This is a genomic window from Halovenus salina (assembly GCF_026410925.1).
GTDB lineage: Archaea > Halobacteriota > Halobacteria > Halobacteriales > Haloarculaceae > Halovenus > Halovenus salina.
Map to the genome: position 1 here is coordinate 95350 of NZ_CP112972.1, position 19910 is coordinate 115259.

Consider the following 19910-nt stretch of genomic DNA (forward strand, 5'->3'; position numbering starts at 1 on the left):
GACTCACGCGCCGAATTCGGACTCTGTCAGACGGACTGTGAGCGTCTCCTCGACGTCGCGGAGGTCGTACTCTGGTACTGTCTGACCGGTTCGGGCCACCAACATTGGCTCGACAAGCCGCTGCTGGGCTCTGTCATCTGAACTGCTTTCGACCGGTTCGAGCCCGTATATCTCGAGAAAGCGTCCGCTGTCGTTCGGGGCTACCTCACCGTCTCGGATCGCCGTCGCCATCTCACGCGAGAGCCACTCGGCCTCACTCACTGACGGCTCTCGCACGAAGGCGCTCCCGACGAAGCGGGCGAGATACCAGTCGAGGTCGTTCAACAGCGCAACTGCCGCGCCGAGGCTCACGGTCTCGACAGCAATCGCGTTGTAGAACGGCTCTTCGAGGTCGTAGGCCGCAAGGGCATTTCGCGATGTCTCTCTGGATAGAAGCTCGTACTGCAGTGTTACGTCGTCGGCCCCCACGAGACAGACTCGCGCCATAGCCCCAGAGAGACGAGGCTACCTGAAAGCGGTTTCGCATCCCAGTATCGCGGCAGGCCGTCAGGAATCTTCCAGCAGAATTCTGTTGGCGCTTACCTCTTCGAGTGTCATATCGATACCCTCTCGCAGCTCGTCGAGTCGCTCGACGACCTCCTCATACTCGTCGGTCCCGTGTTCGTTGACCGCCTCAAGTGTGGCCTTCTTGACCGCGAGGCTGAAGAACTCTTGGCTGTGTTTGTCGTAGGTCGCGCGGTCGAGTAACACCTGTACCAGCGCGAGCAACTCGTCTCTCGTCACCGGCTTGGTCTTGTACTCGTCGAAGGGGAGGTCGACGATATCGCGCTCGGGCTCGACGGCGGTGAGCATCGCAATGTGGACGTCGATTCCTCGCTCGGCGAGTCTAGCGAGAACCTCATCCCCAGACATGTTCGGCATCCGACGGTCGAGTAGGACGACATCGACCGCCTCATCGACTCTTTCGAGCGCTTCTTCACCGCTCGTTGCTGTCACGACATCGTACTCGGGTTTGAGGAACCTCGTGTACAGGTTCGCCAGTTCGGTCTCATCGTCTACGACGAGGACACGTTCATCGTCTGTCATTGTTGCATCGGACTGTGGGCACCTCCGGCTGGCTGCTGGTGTCGAAGCTATACTACAATATCTGACTGAGAGCCTCTTAATGGCTGGGGTCTACACCGGCCGCCTGCTGTGGACTACCCCGAGAGAGCGGTCTCGATTGCGCCGTCGAGGTCATCCCAGAGGTCCTCGATGTGTTCGATGCCAACACTGATACGAACGAGTCCATCTGTGAGACCGGCGGCGAGTCGCTCCTCTTTGGGGATCGAGGCGTGGGTCATGGTCGCGGGCTGTTCGATGAGACTCTCGACGCCGCCGAGGCTCTCTGCGAGCGCAAATACGTCAGTTTCGGCGACGAAATCGGCCGTCTCTTCGAGTGTTCCGTTTAGCTCGAAGCTGACCATCCCGCCAAAGTCGTCCATCTGTTCGCGGGCCAGCTCGTAGCTGGGATGGGACTCCAGGCCGGGGTAGTAGACGGTGTCGACGGCATCGTGGTTGTCGAGGCGCTCAGCGAGTGTCCGTGCGTTCTCGCAGTGACGGTCCATCCTGACCGGGAGCGTCTTCGTCCCTCGCAGGACCAAGAAGCACGCAAAGGGGTCCGGCGTTGCGCCGACGCTGTTCTGGTAGAAGCCGAACTGTTCGTCCAGGTCGGGGTCGTCGGTGACCAGCGCGCCACCGACAACGTCCGAGTGTCCGCCCAGGTACTTCGTCAGTGAGTGTGAGACAATGTCGGCACCGTGAGAAAGCGGCTGCTGGAGGTACGGCGTCGCAAACGTGTTATCGACAGCACAGAGCACGTCATGGTCGTGTGCAATGCGCGAAAGCGTCTCGATGTCGTTGACGCGCATCAGCGGATTCGTCGGGGTCTCGACCCACAGGAGTTCGGTCTCCGGGCGGATTGCCTCTCTGACGGCGTCGTGGTCGGTCGTGTCGACAAAGGAAAACGAGAGGTCGTAATCCTCGTAGACCTGCCTGAACAGACGGTGGGTCCCGCCGTAGACGTCGTCGCCGGCGATGACGTGGTCACCCGATTCGAGCAGGTTCAAAACCGTGTTGATGCCCGCCATCCCGCTGGCGAAGGCGCGACCGTACTCTGCGCCTTCGAGGGCAGCGAGGTTGTCTTCGAGGGCCGTCCGGGTCGGGTTCCCCGTCCGTGAGTACTCGTAGCCCCGGTCCTCCCCGGGACCGTCCTGGATGTACGTCGACGTCGCGTAGATGGGCGGCATAATTGCGCCCGTCTCCGAGTCGGGTTCCTGTCCGGCGTGAATGCTGTCCGTCTCGAACCGGTGGTCGTCGGTGTCTTGTGTCATGAATGTTTCGTTGGTTGGTTACTCGCCGACCCACTTCTCGTAGTCGTCGTAGATTCCTTTCGAGAGATATCGCTCGCTTGAATCGGGGAAGACTGTCACGACCGTGTCGTGTGGCACATCGAGGTCGCCGGCGACGATGCGGTCGGCCACGTCGCGGGCAACGAGGCTCGCAGCACCTGCGCTCGAGCCGACCAGTTGACCCTCTTCGTGCGCGAGTCGTTTGAGTTCGGCCTGTGCGTCGCGGTCGCTGACCTGCTGGACTTCGTCGACGAGTGACTCGTCGAACAGTTCGTTGGTCCCCAGGTCGCTGGTGCCGATACCCTCGATGTTGTACTCGTCGTGGTCGACATCCGCTCCTTTGGTCCGGGCGAACAGCGACCCCTCCGGCTCGACAGCGGTCACGTGAACGTCTGACTGTTGCTCGCGAATGTACTGCGTGATGCCCATCAGGGTTCCTGCAGTGCCACAGCCGGCGACGATTGCACCGACCTCGCCGTCGAGAGCGTCCCAGATTTCCGGGCCGGTCGTCGCCTTGTGGGCCGCCGCGTTCAGCGGTGAGGAGAACTGCTGTGGGACGATTGCGTTCTCCTGTTTCTCGGCGCGTTCGTGTGCAACCTCGATGGCGCGTTTCATCCCGTCCTCGGTTGGGGTGTTGACAATCGTCGCGCCCAGCGAGCGCATCAGCGTCTGCTTCTCGACGCTAAACCGCTCGGGGACGACGAACTCGGCCTCGACGTCCATCTGTGTCGCTGCCAGCGCGATGCCGATACCGGTGTTCCCGGCCGTCGGCTCGATGACAGTCCCTCCTGGGTCGATATCGCCGCGTTCGAGGTGTTTCTCGACGAGATAGACGCCGAGCCGGTCTTTGATACTCGCGCCGGGGTTGAACGATTCGAGTTTCGCATAGACCGGTGCATCGTCAGGACTCTTCTGCACCCGGACGAGCGGCGTTTCACCGACCGTTTCCAGAACTGACTCGAGTGGCTCCCTGTGTGTCGTCATAGCTCCTCGTTGTGAACTGCCGAGGTTTGTCTCCCAGTTCCCATCGGTACACAGTCACCAATCCGCAGGCTTAGAACTGTTCATTCAGCCCTGGTAGCCGGCAGAGACCGACGGACATATAGAGTTCTCGGCAAACGAAAGTATGATGACCGTCTCCCTCGACAGCGATACGCTCTTTCAGTATCGTCGGTTCACCCTTTACAACTCGCCGTACGTGGCTCACGACACCGGCGCGGCGATAGACCTCTACCCCGAAGCGGGAACCGCCCCCTCACCGGTCGCTGGCGAGGTTATCGACACACGAACTGTCGACGCGCCGCCGAAACCCTACGCTGAGGCACACGACCATCTGATTCTGGTCGACACCGGAACCCACGTCGCCAGACTCCTCCACGTCGAGCCGACTGTCGAGGCCGGCGACCACATCGAACGCGGAGATCCCCTCGGCACACTCGTCAGGGCCGGCTTCTTCGCCCCGTGGGTCCCGAACCACATCCACCTCGGATTCAGAGATTACGACGCGAACCCCTACCGTGCGAGTGGCTCGCTGCGACTCACTGTCGCTGTCAATCCCACCCCACTCTCGTGGGACGGGACCGGGACAGTCCTCGAGACCGGCGAGACGTGGGCCCGCCTCGACAGCCCCTCCCACCCGGACCCCGGCTCAACGTTCGTGGGGCTGGAAAGTGACGGGGGCGTTCTCGACGGTGGCTTTCCCCACTACGAGCGGGGCGGTCTCCTCGGTGACGGAACACGAGCGGTCTTTGCGGGGACGGAAGTCGGATCCGATTCGGACAGAACTGTAACGTGGGACGATGTGACTGTCGAAGCAAACGGCGAGCCGGTACGAGGTGTTGCGCTCTACTGTGCCCGAGATAGCTTCGGTATCAAGCTCGTCGGAGAGACGGCAGGAGACCTCGAAGCCGGACAGGCCGTTTCTGTCACTGTCTGTCCCGACGACTGAACGCCGCTTACACGTTCAGACCACCGCCAGACCGGCACCGCGATAACACACCCAACTTGTTAGGCACTATCTGTATTTATGGTCCCATCGTACAGATGTATGCCGGCAGAATGAGGCCGGTTGCCAGACGAATGCCTGAATGTAACCACTGTGGAGCACACGTATCGGACCGCTTCGCTCGCGTCTTCGCCGACGAGGCTGGGCACATCCGTGCCTGTCCAAGCTGTTCGGCTAACGCGGGTATCGCCGAGGCGGCACGACGCCGTGCCCACGAAGCTTGACGCACCGACTCCGCGGACCCCCCCTGGCTATACATTTCCGTGCCGACGAACGGGGATTTTAGTGCCATCGCCGGGGAGTACTCCCTATGGGAAACGAGGCCCCTGGGACGCGAGCAGAGATAACCTTCGGAACAGACGGATGGCGTGCGCCGCTCTCGACGTTCACGAGCGAGCGCGTGCGGATGGTCGGCCAGGCCGTTGCTTCCTATCTCGATGATGAACCTGGTGCAGTCGCTATCGGCTACGACGCCCGCGAGCACTCGCGAGGCTTCGCCGAGGACCTCGCGGCGGTACTCACGGCAAACGGGCGCGACGTTGTCCTGTCAAATCGTGACTGTCCAACCCCGGCGCTGGCCTGGACTGTCGCGAGCGGCGAGTTCGCTGGTGGGCTCGTCATCACTGCCTCGCACAATCCGCCGTCGTACAACGGCGTCAAATTCGTCCCCGGAAACGGTGCACCCGCCGTCCCCGATGTGACCGACGAACTCGAACAACGCCTGGAGCCTCCTCAGGAGACCGACGGTCCGCCAGGGGAGCGCGACGAGCGTGACCTGCTGACGCCGTATGTCGAACACGTCTCGGCGTTTCTCGGGGAGGAATTCGGCGTCGACGTGAACCTCGATGGGCTGACCGTCGCATACGACGCCATGCACGGAAGTGGTCGCGGCGTCACCGACGAGGTCTTGTCCCGTGCAGGTGCATCGGTCAGCGGCCGTCGCTGTGAGCGAACGCCGGATTTCGGCGGGACGGCACCGGAGCCGACCCCCGAGAATGCAACTGCGGTCGTCGAAGACGTGACATCCGGCGGTGCCGACATCGGCTTCGTCAACGACGGAGACGCCGACCGCGTGGGTATCGTCACGCCCGAACGGGGCTTCCTCGACCCGAATATCGTACTGGCGCTCGTCTACGATTTCCTCCTCGAACACGGCGATGGCGACGTGGTACGAACGGTCCCGACGAGCAGCCTCGTCGACCGCATCGCGGCGGCCGACGACCGGAGTGTCTACGAAACAGCAGTCGGATTCAAGTGGGTGGCCAAGGCGATGGGCGAGTACGACGCACTCGCCGGCGGCGAGGAGAGCGGCGGATACGGCGTGACTGCCCACCTCCGGAACAAAGACGGCGTGTTGGTCGCCCTGATTGCGGCGACGGCACACGTCGAACGACCGCTTGACGAGCGGATCGACCACCTCTTCGAAACCCACGGTGAGATACACCAGGGTCGTCGTAGTGTCGATTGCCCCGACGAGCAGAAAGACGCAGTGCTCGACGCGCTGGAAGGCAACCTGCCCAGTGAACTCGCCGGGGCCTCAGTCGAGAGCGTGAGTAGCGTCGACGGCGTCAAACTCGTTCTCGCCGACGGGACCTGGGTGCTCGTACGACCGTCTGGCACCGAGCCGAAACTCCGAATATACGCCGAAGCAACCGCTGAATCCCGTGTGTCTGAACTACTCGATGCAGGATACTCTGTCGTCGAACCGCTCGTCGGCGACCAGTAACACACCTCTACTTTTCAACGCGCTTGAATGTCGACAGCTCTCCCCTGTATCGGTTCGCCTGTCCGGCGGTTGTTATTTCGAACCCGAGTGACTCCCAGAACGGCCGGACCCGTTCGTGGAACTCTGCGGACAGTGTATTGTGATGAGTCGCTGCCTCCTCGACGAGTTTCGTCCCGATTTCCTGTCCCTGTCGTCCTTTCCTGACGGCGACGGCGAGAATCTCAGCTTCCTCCAGAACCAACGCGCCGACGACGGTTCCCGTCTCGCTGACGGCGACGAGCACCTCGTCGTGCTCGATTGCCGTCGAGAGTCGCTCAGAGTCGAGTTCGAGCAGGCCGGCATCTACCACACCTCGCACGGCCGGACGCTCCTCGGGGGCCGCGAGTCGGATTTCCATCGTCACCCGCCTTTGATGAGACGGAGCACGCGGACGTGCTCGACTGTCGTGTCTATCGGTTCGTCTTCCGGGACCGGCTGGCCGTCGACGAAAATCGAGACCTCGTGTTTGCTCACGTCGAACGGGGCGAGAAGGTCGCCGTAGCTGTCTGCGTCGGCCTCGACCTCCTGACTCCCTTCACCGACGAGCTCGACGGTGATTCCCATATCCATCGTTCGCGGCGCGGCTGTCTTGAGCGTATCGGTACCGACGGAGTCAGTTATCTGTCTCCTCGTCCAGTGGCTCGTAGGTGTTCTCCTCGGCCGGGAACTCGCCTTCTTTCACGTCGTCGACGTAATCCTCGACAGCGCCCCTGATTTCGCTGTCGAGGTCGGCGTACTGTTTCGAGAGCTTGAATGCCTCGCCGCCGAGCCCCAGCATATCGGTGATAACGAGCACCTGGCCGTCGACGTAGCGGCCCGCGCCGATGCCGATGGTGGGAACGTCGACTGCCTCGGTGACCCGTTTACCGACCTCCTCGGTGACCGTCTCCAGAACGATTGTGAACACACCTGCTTCCTCCAGTCGCTCGGCCGTCTCGACGAGTTCGTCGACTGCGGCCGAACTCGTCTGCCCGCGCCCCTGGATGTACGGGCCGCCAATCTGGTGCATCCGCTGGGGCGTGAATCCGATATGTCCCATCGTCGGAATCCCGAGCTCGGTCAACCGGTCGATAATCTCGATTGTCGTCTCACCGTGGGGGGCCGTCTCGAGCTTGACCGCGTCAGCTCCGGCTTCTTTCATGAACCGGCCGGCGTTCTCGACTGACTCCTCCATCGAAGCGCCGTAGGACAGAAACGGCATATCGCCGACCACCATCGCATCTTCGGCAGCGCGGTCGACGGCGGCGGTGTTCGAGAGTGCTTCCTCCATCGTCAGCGGAAGCGTATCGTCGTGACCGAGGTGGTTGTCCGCGGCCGAGTCGCCCACCAGAATCATGTCGACGCCGCCTGCGTCGACCTGTGTGGCAATCGGCGCGTCGTAGGCCGTCAGCATCGTCAGCGTCTCCCCGTTCTCGTACCGTGTCCAGATATCACTTACCGATGTTCGGTCCTGCATTGGAAGTGGGTTGAACTGGTGTGTTTGTAAAACGTTGCATCCCCCAAACACTCACCCTCACAGCGGCGATTCGCCAAACGCCAGTCGATAAAAGAAGTAGCCGGTCCAGCAGGTGAATATCATGATGTTCGTGTACCACGCTGCCACCTGGAGGAAATGGTTCGGATAGACAAAGTACACGAATCCAAGCAGACCGAGCATGAATCCGTAGGTCGCCACATCGACTCGGTCGATTGTTGGATACGCCATGTCGATGGTTACTGGTGGTCCCGTTTGAGTGTCCCGGTTCAGGCCTGCAAGCCGGCCTGTCTACTGGTTGTAGGCAGGGATGCCAGTGAGCTCTTCGCCAATAATCAGTGTATGGATGTCGTGGGTCCCCTCGTAGGTGTAGACCGTCTCCATGTTCGACATGTGACGCATCGGCGAGTAATCGAGCGTGATCCCGTTGCCGCCGAGTATCTCCCGAGCGACGCGAGACTGGTTACGCGCCATGCGGACGTTGTTGCGCTTTGCCATCGAGACGTGCTGTGGACGCATCTCGCCTGCCTCTTTGAGTTCGGCCAGGCGAACGGCGAGCAGTTGGCCGAGCGTAATCTGTGTCGCCATCTCGGCGAGTTTCTCCTGTTGCATCTGGAAGCGGGCAATCGGACCGTCGAACTGGTCGCGTTCGAGGGCGTACTCGCGAGCCTGCTCGAAGCTGTCTCGGGCCGCACCGATTACGCCCCAGGCGATTCCGTATCGGGCCTGTGTGAGACACGACAGCGGCCCCTTCATCCCCTCGACGCCGGGGAGTCGGTTCGCCTCCGGAATCCAGACATCGCTGAGGTCGATTTCGCCCGTGATGGAGGCCCGTAGCGAGAGCTTCTCGTCGATTTTGTTCGTCGTCACGCCGTCTCGGTCGGTCTCGACGAGGAAGCCCCGGACAGGTGTCTCCGGCTCGGATTTATCTCGCGCCCAGACGACAGCAACGTCGGCAATCGGCGAGTTCGTTATCCACGTCTTCGAGCCGTTGAGCACGTACCCCTCATCGGTCTTCTCGGCGTGGGTCTCCATCGCCGAGGGGTTCGAGCCGTGTTCCGGTTCGGTGAGTCCGAAACAGCCGACGGCCTCTCCCTCGCCGAGCTTCGGCAGCCACTCGTCTTTCTGTGCGTCGGAACCGTAGGCGTGAATCGGGTACATCACGAGCGCGCCCTGGACACTCGCCATCGAGCGCAGGCCCGAATCGCAGGCCTCCAGTTCCTGCATCAGCAGTCCGTAGGCAGTCTCGCTGACGCCAGGCAACCCGTAGCCGTCGAGATTCGGCGCGTAAAACCCCATCTCCCCCATCTCAGAGATGATCTCCGTTGGGAACGTCCCCTCCTCGTAGTGGTCGCCGATGTCCGGGCGAACCCGTTCGTCGACGAACTTACGAGCCTCGTCCCGGATGAGACGCTCCTCTTGGGTCAGTTTCTCCTCGATGTCGAAGTAATCGAGCATACACTACTGTTCGACCCTCGCCTATTATGCCTTTAGGTTCGGCCAGGGGCGGTGTTCAGATAAGCACCAATCAACGGGCCAGTTTCTGCCGGCCAATCAGCCGAATCCTGGCGGACTGAAAGGGCGAGCCAGTTCCGGGAATCCCGCCGACGTAAGCACTGCAGAGCCTGAAAGGCTCGAAGCGCGCAACGAGGCGCGGGACTGGAACTGGCGAGGGCTTTCTGGCTCGTCTCGATCGAATTGAAACCCTATCTGAACACTACTCGGCCAGGTCGGCTCACTCTCTGTCGAGTTCTCGCTCTCTCCGGTCATCGTCACTGATCTCCTCGGCGTCCGATCGGGCGTCGCGAACGGACTCCGTCTCACGCAGGCGCTCGACTCGGTGGTCGACCTCCTCGTCGATGAGTCCGCGACGTGTGTCGCGCTTCTATGACACTCTGAGTGTGTCTCCTGCCCTTGTCTCAGTGCTGAATGACCTCATTGCCGCTGCTATTTCGGTATGAGTTCGATATTCATCGGTAACCCGCCTCCGAAGCCGACCCAAAAAGCGACCCAAGATAATGCGACACTCGTGCATAACAGTCCGAACGCGACCAGCAACGTCAGCCAGATCACCGCACCGACAACTGGCTCCGTAGATCGGTCGTCGTCGGATAATTCCTCAGACGATTCTCGCTGTCTACGAGCCGATTTATTGGGCTTGCGCCTTTGCGTCTTCCCAGACCGAGATGAGTCGGTCCAGATCGGGGACGCCAGTGTAAAACACTGACCTGTCGATAATCTCCGGAATATCATCCACTCGCAATACATCCCGCTGGCGTCGATTGAGATTGTCGATGGCTGACTGGTGGGGCACGACATTCGTTCCACCGACCGTCGGCCACATGAGGCTCTTCGCAGTAATTCCGTGCTGCATGTACGCCAGATAGTTGTCTGATACCGCGGGGTGGTCCCCTTTGAGCATCGTCGTCGTTTCAACCCAGATAACACTTCCCTCTTCGGGGACGTGGGCTTCGTACTGGAAGTTGCCTCCCCGGCGAATACTTCCGTTAATCCAGCTCCCCGAGATGAAGCCAATATCGATTTCGTTGTTCCGCAGGGCAGCGTTCAGTGACGCGATATCCGGAACGACAGTTTTTGCGTTCTCGAATAGATCAACCGTCGCCTCCCGAATTTGCTCGATTTCGGCCTCCGAATGGCTTTTGTACGGCTCGATACCTTCGCGCAGCATCACAATCTGAACGCCCCAAAACGGGAGGTCGTAGACGCCAACATCGTATTCGTCGGACCAGGCTGCATCGTAGCTGCTGTAATCGGATGAGTCGACGGTGTTTGTATTCACCGCAAACGACGCCCATCCGTACCGCTGGGGCACTCCATACATTTTCCCATCGACATCGAAAGAGTAGTCGCTTTCATCGAGGAAGGCGTATTTGTAGCCTTCGCTCTTCTGGAACCTGTCTGTGTACTTATCGAACGTGTACGGCTTCCATTGCTCGTAGTCTAGCGGACGAATTAAACCCGCTTCTGCAAGATTTGGCAGCCACGCCATATCGAACGTGGCGTGGTGAAAGTCCTGCCACTCGCCACCGTTGAGGCGATCAAACGCGGCAGGATTAGACGTAAATAGGTCGAGCCCTGTCTCACAGTTGAACTTTTTCTGGAACGGAGCCTGGACGTTCGCCGCTTCGTATCCTGACCAAGTCAGATGATTCACGGTCCCAGGATTCGAGTCCACGGTGTCGGCCTGGTACAACTCGTCAAACGATGGCGCTGTCACCGTCGCAAGCTCTTCGTTTCTCCACTCGCCTGCACTATCGGCGTCATCCCCGAGGATGCCACTACAACCAGCAAGCGCCGAACTCGCCACTGTACTGGCCGCGGCTGCTTTCATGAGCTGTCGCCGAGAGTAGTCGTTGGTATCTGTCATAGTTCTGTATTGTGGGTTCTCGTGTTATTGCCCATCCTGTGATGAGTCGGTCTCTGCCGTTGGTTTGGGAGACTGGCCCCCGTCTGCGGTTGCCTTCCGTTCTCTCACTTCGAACTGAGTTAGGAGGTCATACAGGTCAGCTGACTGCGTCGAGAGGCTCTGCATGTGTTCGGTGACCTCCGTTATCGAAGCAGTCTGCTCTTCTGCAGCAGCAGCCGCGTCCTCCGCTCGATCCGCTGTGTTATCACTGATAGATCCGACTTCGTCGACCATCGAAACCACCTCTTCTGTCGTGGCTGCCTGCTCGTCAGTAGCATCGTTGATTGTCTGGACGCCATCGTTTGCCTCTTCAATTCGCTCAACGATTGTTTCGAGCGTTTCGACTGTATCTTCGACTGTCGTCATCCCCTCGGTAAGGCGCTCTCCCATGTCTCGCATGTCGGTGACAGCATCGCTCGTAGACGTCTGAACATCGGCAATGAGCGTCTCAATCTCCTTTGTTGCCTCCGTTGTCTCCTTCGAGAGTGACTTGATCTCATCTGCGACAACAGCGAACCCTTCGCCAGCTTCTCCTGCTCTGGCGGCTTCAATAGAGGCGTTGAGTGCGAGCATGTTCGTTTGCTCGGCGATGTCATCGATGAGTGTCACAATCTCACCGATCTGTGTCATTTCCTCGTCCAACTCTTCCATCTCGGCAATGGTTTTGTTCGCCTGTTCATCGACTGCCTCCATCTCTTCGATGGCGTTCACTGATTGTTTTCGTCCGTCATCGCCAACCGTCACTGCGCTCTCGGATTGCTGGGCAACTTCGTCAGACGAAGACGCGATCTCTTCGATTGTTGCCGAGAGGTCGGTCATCTCGTTTGACACTTCCTGAACGATCTCGTCCTGCTGTTGGGCGTCGGCAGACATCTCCTGAACGGTCTCGCTCACTTCGGTACTTGCCCGTTTCACCTCCTTTGCGCTGGTATTGATATGTTCGCTCGACTCGGCGACATCTTCAGAGAACTCTTGAATCCGATGGATTGTTCGTTCAAGCTCATCGAGGAGGCTGTTGAACGCCGTCGCAATCGCCTCCATCGAATCGTGGCTTGTGTCCGTGTCGAGTCGCTGTGTCAAGTCACCGTCAGCGGCGTGTTCGACCGCATTTCGGACATCTTCTGCCTGTGACTCCAGTGCCGTTGCGAGCTCTTCGGCTTCCTGTCGGGATGCCTCGGCAGTCTGCTGTGCCTCTTCGAGCTCTGCAATCGAGGTTTCAAGATCTGCCTGCATCTTGTCGAGTGAGTCTCCCAGCCGTCCTGGCACCTCCTCGTCAAGCACATCGGCATCGAACTGCTGTTGTGCAAGTGCGTCCGCCTGTCCTGCAACTGTCTGGAGATACTCCTGTGTCTCTCGGAACGAGTCTCGCACCTGTCCAACCTCGTCAAGTCGCCCTTCATCTTCGATATCGGTATCGATATCCCCGGTTGCAATAGCCGCTGCGCGGTCCGAGAGAGTGCTCAGTGAACTCAATGCATCACGGCCGACAATAAGCACGAGCGCCGAAATACCGACGAGTGCAGCCACGATCAGGATGATGATATCAGTCTGAACGCTCTGTCGGAGGGCGTACGCGTTTGATTTTGGTGCATGCTTAAGAAGCACCCAGTCAGAACCTGCGATCTTTGCGTGTCCAATCAGGAGATCGCCGCGAGACTCAATGCCACTTGCTGTTGTCAGTCCCTTTGCAATCACCGGAGCATCGGTTCCAGCACCGTATTCGGCATTAAGAGCGGACTCGTCCGCTGCAAACTGCACTTGTCCGTTGATATCAACGACCTGCGTGTAACTGCCGTTGATGTTCCTACTAAACCCTTCTCCACGTCTTTCGACACTATGAAACACGAAAATTGGGCTCTGGTGAATCGCCATACGTGGCCTAATTTGGGTGGGTAAAGCTTCGTTTGATGTTGTAGACGAGACACATTGCGGCAATCTCGCGGAACTCGCGGTACCACGCTCGGGCACGCACGGCGTGGCCGAGCGTGCGTTTGATCGAGGAGAACACTGTTTCAGAGAGTGATCGCTGACCGTAATCAGCCGAATCAATCCGCGCGTTGTGTGCGTGGTCGATGGGAGAGAACTCACGATGTTTGATCAGTGGTCTCACGCCTTCTTCGCGCAATTTGTCGCGTAACTCCTGCCAGTCATAGCCCTTGTCAGCGGCAAGGCTGTGCAGGTCGCCCGCGTTGCGCAGGGCGACCTGCCAGCCGATCTGCGTGTCGTGGCGTTTCCCGGTTGTGCAGTGGACATCGAGGATTGCTTGAGAATCTGTGTCCACGAGTGCGGTTGTTTTGAGCGTCTGGACACGGTAGTTGGTACGGCGGCAGTAGTGTTTGCAGGCGCTCTCGCGGTCGAAATACGTCGAATCGATGGCAGCGTGTCCCGATGGCTCGTGCTCCTGCGCGGAGCAGCGCAGGAGCACTCGCCAGACTGCCATCGTGATTCTATCAAACCACTTCACTAACGTCGAATGATCAGGCAACTCGTCCGGTTCGAGCCCTATCTCGGCCAAAATTTGTGGCATCTCGCTCAGCAAATCAAGTGCGTCGCGGTAGGATTTTGCCAAGTAAATCCGGAGACAGTGCAGGGAAACGACGGCGTAATCGGCGAAGCCGCCACCCCCTTCGGGGGCGGCAGCTTCGCCTCGGCCACCAACAGCATTTTTTGCTAACGTCACCACTCTCTGAGTGAAGCGGGAGATTTTCGACATGGATCAATCGGACTTTCCCGCTTCACTTCCCTAGTTCTGACGGTTCGTTCCGCTGCTGTCTAGTGATTCACCAGAGCCGAAAATTGCATTCTCTGTGTCGGGCTGCTTGCTTGCGAACGCCACGACTGACTGCCCCTGATATTCAAAGACACTCGACATGATAGCATCGCCTCCGCCGTAGAAATTCAAACCTTCTCCACGCCACGGTATCGAGAACGAACTGTATGAGGCTCCCTCAACGCTCTCGTCGGTCGAAGACAGTATTTGATCTGATGACAAATCAACATAATGAACTGAGACGGCTGTCGACGTTAATCTAGAAATCCGATTTTGCAGCACCTCCGATCTCTCTCCTTGCTCTGCCGTCTGAATCTTGTTATCTTGTGAGAGATACGTTGTGGCAGATCGCTGTCGACTAATCCACTCCTCTAACGACGCTGCCTCCTGTTCAGTACTTGTGAGTAACTCTGTGTCACGTTGTTCCGTCACTTCGGACGAAACCTCTTGTATCGTGAACAGTCCAAACACCCCGAGGACAAGTGTCACAACCAGAATGACCACGGCAGCCTTCCGAATGAGGCTTCTCCGTAGTGCCACTGGGATGTACTTTCTCATACCCATACTGGTGAATGATGAGTTAGTAGATATATATCTGATTGACCAGTTATCACGAATGAATATGACAACGGTTGTCATGGTAATCTCCTGATAACGACTGTACTGTGTTAGATGATTGTAGACAGTGTGTCTTCCCAAATGCGTTACTTACCTCTCTGGCTTCGGGATGTTGAGACTACAGCGGGTCTGGCGGCCCTGTGTGATGTCGTATCGACCGAACTGACGGACGGAAACTGTCCAATCAGGTCTATAAGATCAGTTGATTCACGGTCCGAAATATAGAACGAGCGACACGACACCGGTAATAGCTCGCTATTATGACCATCAACGGAGCTATTGTACCTATTCTGATAATAATTATTGCGGTACTGTTCAGACCTGTTTTCGTGAATCGCTTGTTTCATGATCCGATACGGGAGATAAGCGAACCAATGGCGGTAACGACCCGAAATAATTACTATGAAACCAACTCTGCCCCTCTGGCTTGGTTTTGTCTTTTTGTTTGTGAATTCTTGTCGTGTTGTCTGTGATGGACTCTCAGAGCTGGCTCAACACAGCTTCGATATCCCCGAGCGAATCGACGACATAATCCGGTGTTATTGAGCTGTCCTCGATATCGTTGCTGTCGGCGATACCCGTTTCGACAAGCACCGTCGTCATCCCTGCGCGGTCCCCCAGGAGGAGGTCCGTATCCAAGCGGTCGCCGACGACCAGACAGGACTCCGGATCAGTGTCGAGTCGGTTCAGCGCGTACTCCAGTGCTGTCTCGGAGGGTTTCCCGAGTATCGCGTCGGGCTCTCGGCCGATGGTCTCAGCAACCGATCCGATCATTGCCCCCGAGCCGGGCACCTTCCTGCCGTCTTCGTCGGGAAACGTCCTGTCGGGGTCCGTACCGTAGAACGGGACCGACTCGTCGACATCCAGGGCGGCTTGCAGGTCAGTGTAGCCGAACGTCGGTGTCCACGAAACCAGCAACACGTCGGCTTCACCTGGTATCGTGGTGAGCTGTACTCCAGAGCCACGTAGCTGGTCTTGGAGTCGCTCGTCACCGATGAAGTAAATCTGGTCGCTGGGGTGGTTCTCGCGCAGGAACTCTGTCGTGACGACACCAGACGAGCAGGCCTCGTCGGGTTTGGTCTGAATTCCGAGTTCTGTGAGGTATGTGGCGTAGGCCGCGCTGTCCCGAACTGGGTTGTTCGAGAAAAACAGGATATCGAGCCCCACCGACCGGAGCGCGTCGACGCCGTCGGCAGCACCCGGAAGCAACGTTTCGCCGCGGTACACAGTTCCGTCGAGGTCGACGATGGCACCGTCCATACATAGCCCGACGACTGAAGTGGTATAACGGCAGTGGTTCACTCGGCCCGGAGTCGGCGCTGCCAGCGTGGTCCGACTCGCCGCGAGAGCACAGCTCCGATAGCCGCCGCGAAGACAGAGATGGCGACGGCAACGCCGAGAGAGCGTCCCGGCGCGGTCCCGTACGCAAGCGCGGCGACGAGCAGCGGCGTCGCGACGGCAGCGAGTGCTGCGCCGTAGGCCGCAAACAGCGATGTGTCGAAAAGCAACTCGTTCGCGGAAAGTCCGGTCAGGTAGGCGGTGACACCGTAGACGTACACAGAGACGAGCGGGAAGATTATGAGGCCAGCGAGCAGGTCGACAACCGGATACCAGAACGCCGCCAGCGCCAGATACGCGACGCCGGTCGGCAACGAGAGCACGAAGAACGCTCGACGTTTCCCGCGAAAGACAGCACTCATCCCGACCGGGTACCGGAGATACTCCCGTGGCTCGTCGAACTGGGTCACCCAGTTGTAGGTGGTGAAGGTCCCGAGCGCGAGCAACGTTCCGAAGGCGATACCCGCAGACGGCTCGATTCTCGTGGCAACGGCAACGCGGTCTAGCAGCAGCGCCGCCACGCCAAAGAGCACGCCGAGCGAGAAGGCGACCTTCCAGACCGAGCCACTTGAGCGTGTCACCTCTAACAGTGGCCGGGCGGTGAGTCCGTCGCCGAGCGAGCGAAGCCGGTTGAACTGTCCCGACTCGAAGCGCCTGACGCTCCGGCTGGCTGTCGGCTTGAATACGAGTGGGCTGACGACGAGCAAGACAATGAGCGGAACCACCCCGGTCACGACCCCTGTCGGCGTCTGGTCGAGATATGCCCCGTAGGGGGCGTACGAGACGAGCGTAACCGCCTCGGCGAAGATGCCGACGACAACGCCAGCGACCACCGCAACGACCGCCGCCTTACTCCGGCTGGCGATACCGACGAGTGTCAGGCTCGACGCTGCTCCGAGGGCGAATGTGCCCGTGATGGTGAGCCACAGGGCCGCGAGATTCGTCGCCGACAGCTCTCCGACGGCGACAAGCGGCAGGAACCCGGCTGTAATCGGCGTGAGAAAGAACGCGAAGTAGTAGACTAGGTCCTTGAGGAGGAAGACACTCAACAACTGCCGCCGCGAGACGGGCAGCGTTCTGGCCGAGAAAACCAGAAGCGTCATTTCACCGAGGACGTTACGCATCGCGTCCCGACCGATGAGGCCGGCAGTCCCGACCTGCAGCCCGAAGAAAAAGACGAGGAGATGGATGCCGGCAACCACGGTCTCCATCGCCGTACCCGTCAGCCCGAGTAGCCACGCACCGGCAGTGACAACGGCAGCGACGAAGACCGGGAAAAACAGGAACCGCCGGACGCCGAACAGCGAGGTGTGCATCCGGAACTCCTCGACGAGCATCCGGCGAAACAGGACGCGGTTCAGCCTCACGGCCGACCGGCCTCCACGGCAGACTCGTCGTCGAGTTCGGTCGCAAACGTCTCCAGCAGGCCCTCGTCGTCGAGTGCCTGTGGGTCGCGCTCGGTGCGCAGTTTCCCCTCGGCGATGATGCCGACACGCGTACAGAGCTCCTCTGCGACCTCCATGAAATGTGTGGAGAGAAAGAGCGTGTTACCGGCCTCGCAGTAGCTCGTGAGAATCTCTCTGACCTCGGCCTGCATCAGCGGGTCCAGGTTTACCAGCGGCTCGTCGATGAAGACCAGTTCCGGCTCGTGGATGAACACCTGTGCGAGCATCACCCGCTGACGTTCTCCTTCCGAGAGGTCAGTCGAAAGCGTGTCGAGGATGCCCCGAAACTCCAGTTTCGTCGACCACTCGTCGATTCGGTCCTCGATGTCTGGAATATCGCGCACGTCGCCGACAAACTGGAGATACTCCCGCGGCGTCAGGAAGCTGGGTGGGTCCTCGCGCTCGGGAAGGATACCGACAGAGCGCCGAACGTCGAGCGGATTCTCGACGGGGTCGATGCCGAGCACCGACACCGCTCCGGCGGTGGGGACACGCTGGCCTGTCAGAATCTCAATTGTCGTGGTCTTGCCCGACCCGTTGGGCCCCAACAGGCCGTAGAGCTCTCCCCGCTCGATTGTCAAATCAAGTCCATCGAGCGCGCGGACTGCCCCGTACTCTTTGGTCAACCCCGTCGTCTCCACTGCTGGCATTGGTTAAACTATGGCCGCGTGGTTACTTATAAGATTGCTGCGGGGACCGGCGGACTACTTCAGGAAGTCGGGTTCGACGCGGCGCTCGTTCCTCTCTTGGCTGAGGTGGTCGCGGAACGCCTTGGTGTCGACATCACTCTCCTGGTTCTCGAAGCGGTCCCGGACCGAGACGGTGCCGGCTTCCTCCTCGTCGTCGCCGACGATGAGCATGTACGGAACGCGGTCGTCGTGGGCCTGTTGAATCTTCTTTCCAACGGTCCAGGAGCGGTCCTCGATTTCGACCCGGAACTGGCCGAGGTCGGCGTTTTTCAGCCGCTTGGCGTAGCCGATATTGTCGTCCGAGACTGGGAGAATCCGGACCTGTTCGGGCGCGAGCCAGGTCGGGAAGTTCCCGTTGAAGTGCTCTATCATGACGCCCATGAACCGCTCGATGCTGCCCAACAGCGCACGGTGGACCATCACCGGCCGGTGGTCCTCGTTATCCTTGCCGACGTAAGTCAGATCGAGGCGCTCGGGGATGTTGAAATCGAGCTGGACCGTGCCGATGGTCCACTCACGGCCGAGCGCATCGATTCCGTTGAGTGCGATTTTCGGCCCGTAGAAGGCGGCTTCGCCGTGCTCGACATCGTAATCGAGGCCGAGCGATTCCAGCGATCCCCGCAGTCCCTGGGTCGCCTCCTCCCAGATGTCGTCGCTCCCGACCGCGTTGTCGCCCTGGGTTTCTAGCTTGTATGCGACCTCGATGCCGAACTGGTCGTAGATGTCTTCGATGCTCGACAGCGTCTGGGTGATCTCTTCCTCGATTTGGTCGCGTCGGATGAACGCGTGGCCGTCGTCCTGCGTGAATCCACGAACCCGGAGCAGCCCCGAGAGTTCGCCGGACTGTTCGTTCCGGTAGCAGGTGCCGAACTCGGAGAACCGCACCGGGAGGTCCCGGTAGGAGTACTGCCCCTCCTGGTAGACATGGGCGTGGTTCGCGCAGTTCATCGGCTTGAGGCCGTACTCGGTCTCGTCCTGTTCCCAGGCGAACATCTCACCGTTCTCTTTGAAGTTGTCGTAGTGGCCCGTCGGCTTCCAGAGCTCCGCCTTGTTCAGTTCCGGCGTCCAGACCTCGTCGTAGCCGAGGTCGTCGTTTTTCGTCCGGATATACTCCTCCAGCTCACGGCGAATTTCCATCCCATTGGGGTGGAAGTGGACACAGCCCGGTGAGTGTTCGGGCACCGAGAAGAGGTCCATCTCGCGGCCGATTTTCCGGTGGTCGCGCTCTTTTGCCTCCTCGCGGCGCTGGATAAAGGCCTCCAGGTCGTCCTCGCTCTCGAAGGCGCTGCCGTAGACGCGGGTGAGCTGGTCGTTTTCCTCGTCGCCGCGCCAGTAGGCCGCGGACATCTCAAGTAGGGTAATCGCGCCGATATCGCCCGTCGAGTCGACGTGTGGACCCTGACAGAGATCCTCCCAGTCGTCTTGAACATAGAAGGAGACTGTCTCCTCGCCGGCGGCCTCCGCGTCGAGGATGTCCTGCTTGTACGGGTTGTCGTCGTAGGTCTCGAACGCCTCCTCGTGGGGGCGTTCCTCCCTGTGAAGCTCGTAATCTGCCTCGACAATCGCTTCCATTTCGGCTTCAATCTCTGCGAGGTCGTCCTCGTCGAGGTCGACACCCGCGATGTCGTAGTAGAAGCCGTCGTCGGTCGAAGGACCGATGGCGAGGTTCGCTTCGGGGTACAGCCGCTGGAGTGCCTGTCCGAAGACGTGAGCGCCGGTGTGGCGGAGCACGTCGAGGTACTCGTCGCTACTCTCGGTGACGATTTCGAGGCGACAGTCCTCGGTCAGCGGTGTCGCCTTGTCGACCAGGTCGCCGTCGACGACACCCGCGACCGTATCCCGGCCAAGACCCGGACCGATTTCGTGGGCGACATCCTCGACCGTTGCACCGTGCTCAACCTCCATCTCCGAGCCGTCCGGGAGGACGACAGTTATGGTAGACGCTTGTCGTGACATCAGTATACCTCCCCCGAGAGAACGCGGAAAGGA

20 protein-coding genes are annotated in these 19910 nt (G+C 59.6%); 3 read left to right on the top strand and 17 right to left on the bottom strand.

The window, feature by feature from the left end; all coding sequences use genetic code 11:
• Positions 1-3: 3 nt before the first annotated feature.
• The 4 genes from OSC37_RS00505 to OSC37_RS00520 all read right to left on the bottom strand — a co-directional run bounded on the left by OSC37_RS00505 (position 4) and on the right by OSC37_RS00520 (position 3374).
• A complete protein-coding gene (locus OSC37_RS00505) occupies positions 4-486 on the bottom strand; it encodes a DUF5804 family protein (RefSeq protein ID WP_267162649.1) in 483 nt (160 codons plus the stop codon).
• 60 nt (positions 487-546) lie between these two features.
• The gene (locus OSC37_RS00510) at positions 547-1086 is read right to left on the bottom strand and encodes a response regulator (RefSeq protein WP_267162650.1); all 540 of its coding nucleotides are present in this window, start codon (positions 1084-1086) and stop codon (positions 547-549) included.
• Between the two features lie 113 nt (positions 1087-1199).
• The gene (locus OSC37_RS00515; protein WP_267162651.1) at positions 1200-2372 is read right to left on the bottom strand and encodes a cystathionine gamma-synthase; all 1173 of its coding nucleotides are present in this window, start codon (positions 2370-2372) and stop codon (positions 1200-1202) included.
• An 18-nt stretch (positions 2373-2390) separates the two neighbouring features.
• Complete coding sequence (locus OSC37_RS00520) at positions 2391-3374, bottom strand: PLP-dependent cysteine synthase family protein (RefSeq protein ID WP_267162652.1); 984 nt, start codon at positions 3372-3374, stop codon at positions 2391-2393.
• Between the two features lie 145 nt (positions 3375-3519).
• Here OSC37_RS00520 and OSC37_RS00525 point away from each other — a divergent pair, with 145 nt between their 5' ends.
• The 3 genes from OSC37_RS00525 (at position 3520) to OSC37_RS00535 (ending at position 6121) form a co-directional block, all read left to right on the top strand.
• Positions 3520-4338 carry a DUF8155 domain-containing protein gene (locus OSC37_RS00525; RefSeq protein ID WP_267164134.1) on the top strand — a complete coding sequence of 273 codons (819 nt, stop codon included), beginning with the start codon at positions 3520-3522 and terminating at the stop codon, positions 4336-4338.
• Between the two features lie 131 nt (positions 4339-4469).
• Complete coding sequence (locus tag OSC37_RS00530) at positions 4470-4619, top strand: DUF7563 family protein (RefSeq protein ID WP_267162653.1); 150 nt, start codon at positions 4470-4472, stop codon at positions 4617-4619.
• A gap of 86 nt (positions 4620-4705) precedes the next feature.
• The gene (locus OSC37_RS00535; RefSeq protein ID WP_267162654.1) at positions 4706-6121 is read left to right on the top strand and encodes a phosphohexomutase domain-containing protein; all 1416 of its coding nucleotides are present in this window, start codon (positions 4706-4708) and stop codon (positions 6119-6121) included.
• 7 nt (positions 6122-6128) lie between these two features.
• On the opposite strand, the gene OSC37_RS00540 is transcribed toward OSC37_RS00535, so the two are convergent.
• The 13 genes from OSC37_RS00540 to thrS form a co-directional block, all read right to left on the bottom strand.
• Positions 6129-6518: a GNAT family N-acetyltransferase gene (locus OSC37_RS00540; protein ID WP_267162655.1), complete on the bottom strand. Its 390-nt coding sequence runs from the start codon at positions 6516-6518 to the stop codon at positions 6129-6131.
• 2 nt (positions 6519-6520) lie between these two features.
• The gene (samp2, locus tag OSC37_RS00545; RefSeq protein ID WP_267162656.1) at positions 6521-6724 is read right to left on the bottom strand and encodes a ubiquitin-like small modifier protein SAMP2; all 204 of its coding nucleotides are present in this window, start codon (positions 6722-6724) and stop codon (positions 6521-6523) included.
• 49 nt (positions 6725-6773) lie between these two features.
• Entirely contained in the window at positions 6774-7616 is an 843-nt protein-coding gene (gene panB / locus OSC37_RS00550; protein WP_267162657.1) for a 3-methyl-2-oxobutanoate hydroxymethyltransferase, read from the bottom strand.
• 57 nt (positions 7617-7673) lie between these two features.
• Positions 7674-7865, bottom strand: a complete 192-nt coding sequence (locus OSC37_RS00555; protein ID WP_267162658.1) for a hypothetical protein — start codon at positions 7863-7865, stop codon at positions 7674-7676.
• A 60-nt stretch (positions 7866-7925) separates the two neighbouring features.
• Positions 7926-9092, bottom strand: a complete 1167-nt coding sequence (locus OSC37_RS00560; protein ID WP_267162659.1) for an acyl-CoA dehydrogenase family protein — start codon at positions 9090-9092, stop codon at positions 7926-7928.
• 691 nt (positions 9093-9783) lie between these two features.
• Positions 9784-11022, bottom strand: coding sequence for an ABC transporter substrate-binding protein (locus OSC37_RS00565; RefSeq protein WP_267162660.1), 1239 nt, complete (start codon positions 11020-11022; stop codon positions 9784-9786).
• Between the two features lie 24 nt (positions 11023-11046).
• Entirely contained in the window at positions 11047-12819 is a 1773-nt protein-coding gene (locus OSC37_RS00570; protein WP_303657466.1) for a methyl-accepting chemotaxis protein, read from the bottom strand.
• A gap of 121 nt (positions 12820-12940) precedes the next feature.
• A complete protein-coding gene (locus tag OSC37_RS00575) occupies positions 12941-13774 on the bottom strand; it encodes an IS5 family transposase (RefSeq protein WP_267162661.1) in 834 nt (277 codons plus the stop codon).
• 30 nt (positions 13775-13804) lie between these two features.
• Positions 13805-14389 (bottom strand): hypothetical protein, encoded by a 585-nt coding sequence (locus OSC37_RS00580; protein ID WP_303657467.1) that lies wholly within the window; start codon positions 14387-14389, stop codon positions 13805-13807.
• Between the two features lie 540 nt (positions 14390-14929).
• Positions 14930-15709, bottom strand: coding sequence for an HAD-IIA family hydrolase (locus tag OSC37_RS00585; protein WP_267162662.1), 780 nt, complete (start codon positions 15707-15709; stop codon positions 14930-14932).
• Between the two features lie 38 nt (positions 15710-15747).
• Entirely contained in the window at positions 15748-17154 is a 1407-nt protein-coding gene (locus OSC37_RS00590; protein ID WP_267162663.1) for a hypothetical protein, read from the bottom strand.
• Entirely contained in the window at positions 17151-17882 is a 732-nt protein-coding gene (locus OSC37_RS00595; RefSeq protein ID WP_267162664.1) for an ABC transporter ATP-binding protein, read from the bottom strand. The genes OSC37_RS00590 and OSC37_RS00595 overlap by 4 nt, the downstream gene beginning before the upstream one ends.
• Before the next feature lie 54 nt (positions 17883-17936).
• Positions 17937-19877: a threonine--tRNA ligase gene (thrS, locus tag OSC37_RS00600; RefSeq protein ID WP_267162665.1), complete on the bottom strand. Its 1941-nt coding sequence runs from the start codon at positions 19875-19877 to the stop codon at positions 17937-17939.
• Positions 19878-19910: the final 33 nt, after the last annotated feature.